Raw genomic sequence first — 8,010 nt, 5'->3', positions numbered from 1 at the left:
TTCATCGCTCACGCGGCGTTGCTGCATCAGGCTTTCGCCCATTGTGCAATATTCCCCACTGCTGCCTCCCGTAGGAGTCTGGACCGTGTCTCAGTTCCAGTGTGGCCGATCACCCTCTCAGGTCGGCTACTGATCGTCGCCTTGGTAAGCCGTTACCTTACCAACTAGCTAATCAGACGCGGGTCCATCCTGTACCGCAAAAGCTTTGATATCTTTATCATGCAATAAAAATATATCATCTCGTATTAGCATACCTTTCGGTATGTTATCCGTGTGTACAGGGCAGGTTACCCACGCGTTACTCACCCGTCCGCCGCTCTTCTCCGAAGAGAATCGCTCGACTTGCATGTGTTAGGCACGCCGCCAGCGTTCATCCTGAGCCAGGATCAAACTCTCAAATAAAAGTTGTCCATCGCTCAGCTATCATTATCTGAATATCTGGCTTGGTTTTTTGTTGTTTAATTCTTTAAAAAGAATTTTTATAATTAACCTACTGTTTAATTTTCAAAGTTCATTTTGTCTTTGCCCTTTTCTTAAGGACAAGTAATACTTTATCATCTTAAATCGATATCGTCAATACCTTTTTAAAAGTTTTTTTATTTTTTATTTTTAAAGTTATAAATTAAGTAATATTTAAAGCTGTATACTTGTTTATATATCTACATTATAGCTCACTTAAAAAAAATTTTAAATAATATTATTTTTTAATAAATAATTTACACATTTAACATAAATTCACTATAAATATGATAAAATATTTTAGACACATATATATCGGACATAATTTCAAATAGAAAAATTTATGATGTGAATAAAAGGAGGAATTAAATTGGGTGCTTACCTTAGAGAGCCTGTAAGTGGATTTACTCATTTAGCAGGAGCTATACTTTCCTTTGTTGGTTTATTAGCTTTAGTTATAAAAACAACAATGAATGACCCTACTATTATGAGTTTAACCGCAGTTATAATTTTTGGGATAAGTATGATTCTCTTATACTCAGCTTCTGCTACCTATCATTTAGTAGTATCATCTGATAAAGTAATTAAATTTTTAAGAAAACTTGATCATTCAATGATTTTTATTTTAATTGCAGGATCATATACGCCATTTTGCTTAATAGCATTAGAAGAAACTAGTGGCATTGCACTTTTTTGTGTAGTATCAGGAATAGCTATTGCTGGGGTATTATTTAAAATGCTTTGGTTTAATTGTCCTAGATGGCTTTCAACTTCTATATATATAGGAATGGGATGGATATCTATTTTTATAATAGGACCTTTATCTAAGGCTATATCTCCTCAAGGTGTTTTCTATTTAGCATTAGGTGGTATATTTTACACAATAGGCGGGATAATTTATGGACTTAAACCAAAATTTTTAAATTTTAAATATTTAGGATTTCATGATATATTCCATATATTTGTTATGTTAGGAAGCCTAACACATTTTTACTGTGTTTTTAAATACGTAATATAAAACAAGGACTGATTCATTCTAGAATCAGTCCTTAAATTTATCTCTTAACTTCCAAACTTATTTGCATCTAACAATATTAAGTTATATTACTATTTCATAACTCTCATTGCATTTAATACTGCAATTAATGCAACTCCTACATCTGCAAATATTGCTTCCCACATATTAGCAATACCCCCAGCTCCTAACACTAGAACTATTACTTTAATACCTAATGCAAAAACAATATTTTGCCATACAATTTTATTAGTCTTTTTAGCTATTTCTATAGCTTTAACAATGTTGCTTGGTTCATCTGTCATAAGTACAACATCCGCAGCTTCAATAGCAGCATCTGAACCTAATCCTCCCATAGCAATCCCTACATCTGCTCTTGCAAGAACTGGAGCATCATTTATACCATCTCCAACAAAAGCGATTTTCTCTTTATCACTTTTACCCTCATATAATTGTTCTAATTTATTTACCTTATCAGTAGGAAGTAAATTAGCATAAACTTTATCTAAATTTAATTTTCCTGCTATATCATTAGCTACTGCTTGGTTATCTCCAGTTAACATAACTGTTTGCTTTATACCTATATTTTTAAGTCCTTCTATACAAGCCTTAGAATCTTCTTTTATTTTATCAGATATTACTATATACCCTCTATATTTCTTATTAACAGCTATATATACCACTGTTCCAACTTCATTAGCCTTAGAGAAGAATATATTTTGAGTCATCATTAGTTTTTCATTTCCAGCTAATATATGTTCTCCCTCATAATCTACTCTTATTCCATGAGCTGCTATTTCTTCATAATTTTTTATCTTATCTAAATCAACATTACCTTTATAATGTTTTACAATAGATTTAGCTATAGGGTGATTTGAGTTTATTTCTGCAATTGATGCATATCTTAATAATTCATCCTCACTTATACCTACAGGTTTTACACAAGTTACGTCAAACACACCTTTTGTAAGAGTTCCAGTTTTATCAAATACTACTGTGTCAACACTTCTTAAAGCTTCTAAGTAGCTACTTCCTTTTATAAGTATACCTTGTCTTGATGCATGACCTATTCCACTAAAGAAACTTAATGGAATAGATAAAACTAATGCGCAAGGACAAGAAACTACTAAGAATACTAATCCTCTATAAAACCAATTACTGAAATTTTCGCCTGGTATAAAAATAGGCGGAACTAACGCTATTAATAATGCTGCCACTACAACTATTGGAGTATAGTATTTTGAGAATCTAGTTATAAAATTCTCAGTTTTGGATTTTTTGCTACTTGCATTTTCAACTAAATCAAGTATCTTAGATGCTGTAGATTCTTCAAATTCTTTTTGTACTTTTATAGTTAAAACTGCATTTTTATTTATAAATCCAGATAAAACGTCTTCTCCTGCTACCACTTCTCTAAGTAGTGATTCTCCTGTTAATGCAGATGTATCTACCATGCTAGATCCATCTATTACAGTACCATCTAAAGGTACTTTTTCTCCTGGCTTTACAATTATTATATCTCCAACTTCCACATCATATGGTGAAACTTCTTTGATTTCAGATCCTAACTTTAAATTAGCATAATCAGGTCTTATCTCCATAAGTTCAGATATAGACTGTCTAGATTTACCTACTGCTTTACCTTGTAAGAACTCACCTATTTTGTAAAATAGCATAACCCCTACAGCTTCTGCAGATTCTCCTATTGATAATGCTCCTATTGTAGCAATAGACATTAAGAAGTTTTCATCAAAAATTTGACCTTTACCTATATTTTTAATCGCCTTTAATAGTACATCCCCACCTACCACTATATACGCAACTATAAATACAATTGTATTCATACTTGACTTAATACCAGTAAATGTTTCATATATTCCAAATAGATAAACTAGAGTTCCTATTATAAGTTTAATTAACTCTTTTTTATCATTATCCTCAGTCTTGATTTCTTTTTTATCATTAGAAGATTTATTTTCTCTAAATTCAATATCAAGTCCTGGTTCTGTATCATCTATTATTTTTATTACTTTATCTATTGTATCTTTAGAGTTTGCTCCAGAAACTAAATTAACTGTTAACACCTTGTTGATAAAGTTTAAGTTAGCATTTTCAATTTCACTTAACTTATTCACTTTTTCACAGATAACCTCTGCACAATGTGCACAATTTAATCCATTTAATACTAATTCTTTCTTTTTAGACTTCATTTTAGGCTCTTTTACTTTTATATTTAACCCTGGTTCTGTATCATCTATTATTTTTATTACTTTATTTATAACTTCGTCTTGATTAAAACTTGATATTATATTTAAAGTCAATACCTTGTTTATAAAGTTCAGATTAGCACTTTCTATTTCTTCTAACTTGTTTACTTTTTCATTTATAACTTCTGCACAATGTGCACAATTTAACCCTTCTAATGTTATCTCTCTTTTAATGAGAACATCTGTACTCATAATATATCCTCCCATCTATGTCAATTTATTTATTATAAATTTCCTGTATATGAGATAATCCACAATTAAAGATTTGACTTATATGATTATCATCTAATGAATAATATACAGTTTTTCCTTCTCTTCTAAATTTAACTAACCTTGCTTGCTTTAAAACTCTTAATTGATGTGATATAGCAGAGTGGGTCATTCCTAATAAATCAGCTATATCGCATACACACATCTCACTCGAGAACAATGCATATAAAATTTTTATCCTCGTTGTATCTCCAAACACCTTAAATAGTTCAGCTAAATCGTATAAAGTTTCATCTTCTGGCATCTTTTCTTTAGCTTTACATACAAGTTCTTCATGAACTTCTTCACATATACAATCTCTTATCTCACCCATATCACACATATCAATTAACTCCTCCTTGGGTTTATGTAAATCATTATATATGAACAATTGTTCATATATAATATATTATATGTATATGTCCATAATTTTGCAACTAATTATATAAATTTAATTTTAAATGCACATAATACAGCCTTCTTTCTTATATATATATAATAAAGTGTTTTTGAAATAAGATTCGAAAAGTTTTTAATCCAGGAGGTCAAGTTTATGAGTTTTGATAATTACATGAACCCTATGTTTTCTGACATGGATAATAAGTATATATATCCTATGCCTTATGTTAATCCTATGATATATATGAACCCTTATATGATGAATTCCATGCCTTATCAGAATAATAAAAATCAAAATAACAATGAAAGTCAAACTGAGCAGTATACAAATACTTCTCAATACAATCCTATGATGTATATGAACCCTTATATGATGAATCCTATGATGGGTGGTATAGACCCTAGTATGTTAATGCAAATGTATATGCAAATGGTTCAGATAATGCAAATGATGGGTTGTGTACCTAATATGAACCCTATGAATAACATAAATCCTATGAACAATATGGGAATAGACCCTACAATGATGCAAGATTCTATGAATAATGGTTATCCAGATCCTATGAAACAAATGCCTGGTATGCCTATGATGGGCGGCATGCCTGGTATGCCTATGATGGGTGGTATGCCTGGTATGCCCAATATAAATATAGAAGAATTTGATGAAGAAGAAATGTAATTAATTTTTAAAATTATTTTTTATTTAATGTATAAAGTATTTAATTTGGGGTCATAATATAAATGTATTCCTCATAATATTCCCCCAATATTATAAATACATGGAAAAAGCCCTAGCATATTGCTAAGGGCTTTTTTTACTTATTTGTAATAACACTTTTTATAATACTTACTATATCTGCTGCTATTTCCACATTAGATTTAACACGTTCTTTTGCTACGATAAAATCAGCAGTTGTATCCGTAATAACTCCTGTTACATCTTTTAAATTATCACTTATTTCACTAAAATTTTCTGCTACTTCTGGTAATTTGGTTATAGTAGTTGATACATTTTCAGAATTAGAAGATACCAAGTCTTTTAGATTTTTTATAAAATCATTTAAATTTTTCAAAGTAAATATTAGGTATATTAATGCTATACATCCTAATAAAGCAGCTATACAATATAATACATTTATATCTATATACATATTACGCCTCTACTGCTTCGCTTGTTTCTAACTTATCTATTTCTTCTTCAGTATTTTCTAAATTTAAATCTTTATTTTTCTTATTTTGTAAATACTCTTTTATTCTTCTCTTTGATTCATTTACATTTTCATTAACTCTGACTTTAGCTAATTGTGATTTTTCACTAACTGTATTTGCCACTTGTTGTGATTTATCTTTTATATCTGCTATTGTTTCTTTTCCTGCTTTAGGCGCTAATAGTATTCCTCCTAAAGCTCCTGCTGTTACTCCTGCAACCATTCCAACAGTAGCTATTTTCATTTTTTTATTTCTTTCAGCCACTCTTTTAGCTTTTTTTCTTTGTTCTATTTTTTTTGTTAAGTTCATAATATCCCCTCCAAAGTTCTTATATTTACTTTATACCCAAACTGTAATATTTCTAACTATTTTTGTAAAATATTGTTAGTTTAATCTAAAAAGTCATAAAAATCTTCAGATTCAGATTCTACAAACTCATATAATACATTTTGTTCGAAGAATAATTCTTCATTTAATGTTACATAATTCTTAAAGTTACATTGAAGTAGCTTATTTATATATAACCTATCTTTTTCGTTATATGTAGCTACAAAAAACTTATCATTCATCTGATAGTATAATGCACTTAAATCATTATTAATTACGTAAGTTTCTTCTTTTACATGATTATTATCAAAGTTGAATCTAGTAAATAAAACTCCTAAATCCAAATCACTTCTAAGCACAAATGGATTCAGTTTATAAAACTTATCTACAAATTCATCTCTATTATTTAAATCATAAATTGCTATATATTCAGGTTTTGATATTTCATCAAATACTTCAAAATCAAAAATACCTTCTTTATCAGTAAACATTAATGAATTTATTTTGTATTCATCATTTTCATAAGTTATATGAAATGCTAATTTACATGTATAGTATCCATCGTTATCTTCATATAAAACATCGCATATATACATATCATCATCTTTTCTAGTAACTTTATTTTTAAGTAAAGCTCCATTTATATTAGTTATGTGCATATTAGCTATGTCTTCATTATTAGAAAAATATTTTAAACTATCTTTATCCCATGCTATAAATCTCATAGTCATGTAGTTTATAAATTCTATATCTGTATCTATTTTTTTGCATAATTTAGGATATAAATCAAATATATCTACTTCAGCTTTATAATTATCTATAAAATCAATGTATTCATCAACATCTCCTGGTAATTCTTTTTCCCAGTAATAGTTCTTTTTACCATAATAATTAACTAAACTTAAAGCCTCTTTTTTTGTAAGTTGTATTCTATCTGCGCCTAATCCACCCATTAACCTTTCTTGTTCTCTATTTAACTCTTCATATGAAGCATTTCTTAAACTTACATAATCAGCTATCCCTAGTCCTTCTGCATCTATCAAATAATATTGATATAGTATATCTTTGTTATCTTCCCAGCCTATTATAAGACCCATACTACCCATTAATCTCGAATTGGTTACTTTAGCAAAAATGAAATCCATTTTATTAAACACCCTTCCTTAAAATATGTACTATTTAGATATAAATCTATTATCAACTATATTTACTAAGTTTAATTAGCATATTTTAGAATATACCCATTTAAAAATTAATTTTAAATTATTTCTTATATTTTTACAACTACATGCAAATTTTATAATATAATAGATAAAAGAAAAAACGTATTAATTGAGGTGATATATATGAAAAAAATTGCAGCATTCTTTGATATAGATGGTACTCTATATAGAGATTCATTAATGGTTGAACACTTCAAGAAACTTATAAAATATGAAATAATAGACGAGAAAGTATGGTTAGTTAATGCTAGAGATACTTTTGTAAACTGGGATAAAAGACAAGGTAATTATGATGATTATTTATTTGAAGTATGCGATATATACGTAGAATCTTTAAAAGGTTTAGATTTATGTTCTATTCATTTTACTAGCGATCAAGTTATAAAATTAAAGTCAGATAGAGTTTATAAATATACCCGTTCTCAAATAAAATGGCACTTAGACCAAGGTCATGTTGTAATATTTATATCTGGAAGCCCTGATTTTCTAGTTTCAAAAATGGCAAGTAAATATAAAGCTACTGACTTTATTGGAAGTAATTATGTATTTGAAGATGGAAAATTTAATGGAGAAGTTATTCCTATGTGGGATTCAGCTAGTAAAAATATAGCTATTGATAATTTTGTAGATAAATATAATATTGACTTATCTAAATCATATGCCTACGGAGATACAAATGGAGATATAAATATGCTTAGAAGGGTTGGAAATCCTGTAGCTATAAATCCGACTAAAGAGTTACTTCATCAAATAAGATCTGATGAATCTATAAATAATATCTCTAAAATAATAGTGGAAAGAAAAGATTTAATTTATCAATTGCCTTCTTCTATAGAAATTTTAGACATATAAATATTTTAAT

Annotated in this window: 8 protein-coding genes and 1 rRNA gene; 3 read left to right on the top strand and 6 right to left on the bottom strand. The window is 28.6% G+C overall.

All coding sequences use genetic code 11. The features are described from left to right. Nucleotides 1-402, bottom strand: a 16S ribosomal RNA gene (locus tag H8891_RS11955); the annotation flags it as partial. Between the two features lie 427 nt (nt 403-829). Here H8891_RS11955 and trhA point away from each other — a divergent pair. Then, entirely contained in the window at nt 830-1,477 is a 648-nt protein-coding gene (trhA, locus tag H8891_RS11950; RefSeq protein ID WP_147547270.1) for a PAQR family membrane homeostasis protein TrhA, read from the top strand. 89 nt (nt 1,478-1,566) lie between these two features. On the opposite strand, the gene H8891_RS11945 is transcribed toward trhA, so the two are convergent. Continuing rightward, a complete protein-coding gene (locus H8891_RS11945) occupies nt 1,567-3,933 on the bottom strand; it encodes a heavy metal translocating P-type ATPase (protein ID WP_187006628.1) in 2,367 nt (788 codons plus the stop codon). 25 nt (nt 3,934-3,958) lie between these two features. Further along, nucleotides 3,959-4,324, bottom strand: a complete 366-nt coding sequence (locus H8891_RS11940) for an ArsR/SmtB family transcription factor (protein WP_147547501.1) — start codon at nt 4,322-4,324, stop codon at nt 3,959-3,961. A gap of 219 nt (nt 4,325-4,543) precedes the next feature. Between H8891_RS11940 and H8891_RS11935 the strand changes: the two genes are divergently transcribed. Then, entirely contained in the window at nt 4,544-5,068 is a 525-nt protein-coding gene (locus tag H8891_RS11935; RefSeq protein WP_187006627.1) for a hypothetical protein, read from the top strand. 136 nt (nt 5,069-5,204) lie between these two features. Here H8891_RS11935 and H8891_RS11930 read toward each other — a convergent pair whose 3' ends face one another. The 3 genes from H8891_RS11930 to H8891_RS11920 form a co-directional block, all read right to left on the bottom strand. Next, entirely contained in the window at nt 5,205-5,540 is a 336-nt protein-coding gene (locus H8891_RS11930; RefSeq protein ID WP_147547276.1) for an ANIS5 family metal-binding protein, read from the bottom strand. Between the two features lies 1 nt (nt 5,541). Continuing rightward, nucleotides 5,542-5,907: a YtxH domain-containing protein gene (locus tag H8891_RS11925; protein WP_147547278.1), complete on the bottom strand. Its 366-nt coding sequence runs from the start codon at nt 5,905-5,907 to the stop codon at nt 5,542-5,544. An 80-nt stretch (nt 5,908-5,987) separates the two neighbouring features. Continuing rightward, the gene (locus H8891_RS11920; protein ID WP_187006626.1) at nt 5,988-7,070 is read right to left on the bottom strand and encodes an immunoglobulin domain-containing family protein; all 1,083 of its coding nucleotides are present in this window, start codon (nt 7,068-7,070) and stop codon (nt 5,988-5,990) included. Nucleotides 7,071-7,271: 201 nt separating this feature from the next. Between H8891_RS11920 and H8891_RS11915 the strand changes: the two genes are divergently transcribed. Beyond that, nucleotides 7,272-8,000 (top strand): HAD family hydrolase, encoded by a 729-nt coding sequence (locus H8891_RS11915; protein ID WP_187006625.1) that lies wholly within the window; start codon nt 7,272-7,274, stop codon nt 7,998-8,000. Nucleotides 8,001-8,010: the final 10 nt, after the last annotated feature.

The sequence above is a fragment of the Paeniclostridium hominis genome, assembly GCF_014306135.1.
Classification (GTDB): Bacteria; Bacillota; Clostridia; order Peptostreptococcales; family Peptostreptococcaceae; genus Paraclostridium; species Paraclostridium hominis.
The sequence above is the reverse complement of the archived record's forward strand: the minus strand, read 5'-3'. Positions and strand labels throughout refer to the sequence as shown.

Bases quoted from the DNA above. Each gene is read 5' to 3' on its own strand.
- H8891_RS11945 (WP_187006628.1), bottom strand. From the start codon at position 3,933: ATGAGTACAGATGTTCTCATTAAAAGAGAGATAACATTAGAAGGGTTA.
- H8891_RS11940 (WP_147547501.1), bottom strand. From the start codon at position 4,324: ATGGGTGAGATAAGAGATTGTATATGTGAAGAAGTTCATGAAGAACTT.
- H8891_RS11935 (WP_187006627.1), top strand. From the start codon at position 4,544: ATGAGTTTTGATAATTACATGAACCCTATGTTTTCTGACATGGATAAT.
- H8891_RS11930 (WP_147547276.1), bottom strand. From the start codon at position 5,540: ATGTATATAGATATAAATGTATTATATTGTATAGCTGCTTTATTAGGA.
- H8891_RS11925 (WP_147547278.1), bottom strand. From the start codon at position 5,907: ATGAACTTAACAAAAAAAATAGAACAAAGAAAAAAAGCTAAAAGAGTG.
- H8891_RS11920 (WP_187006626.1), bottom strand. From the start codon at position 7,070: ATGGATTTCATTTTTGCTAAAGTAACCAATTCGAGATTAATGGGTAGT.
- H8891_RS11915 (WP_187006625.1), top strand. From the start codon at position 7,272: ATGAAAAAAATTGCAGCATTCTTTGATATAGATGGTACTCTATATAGA.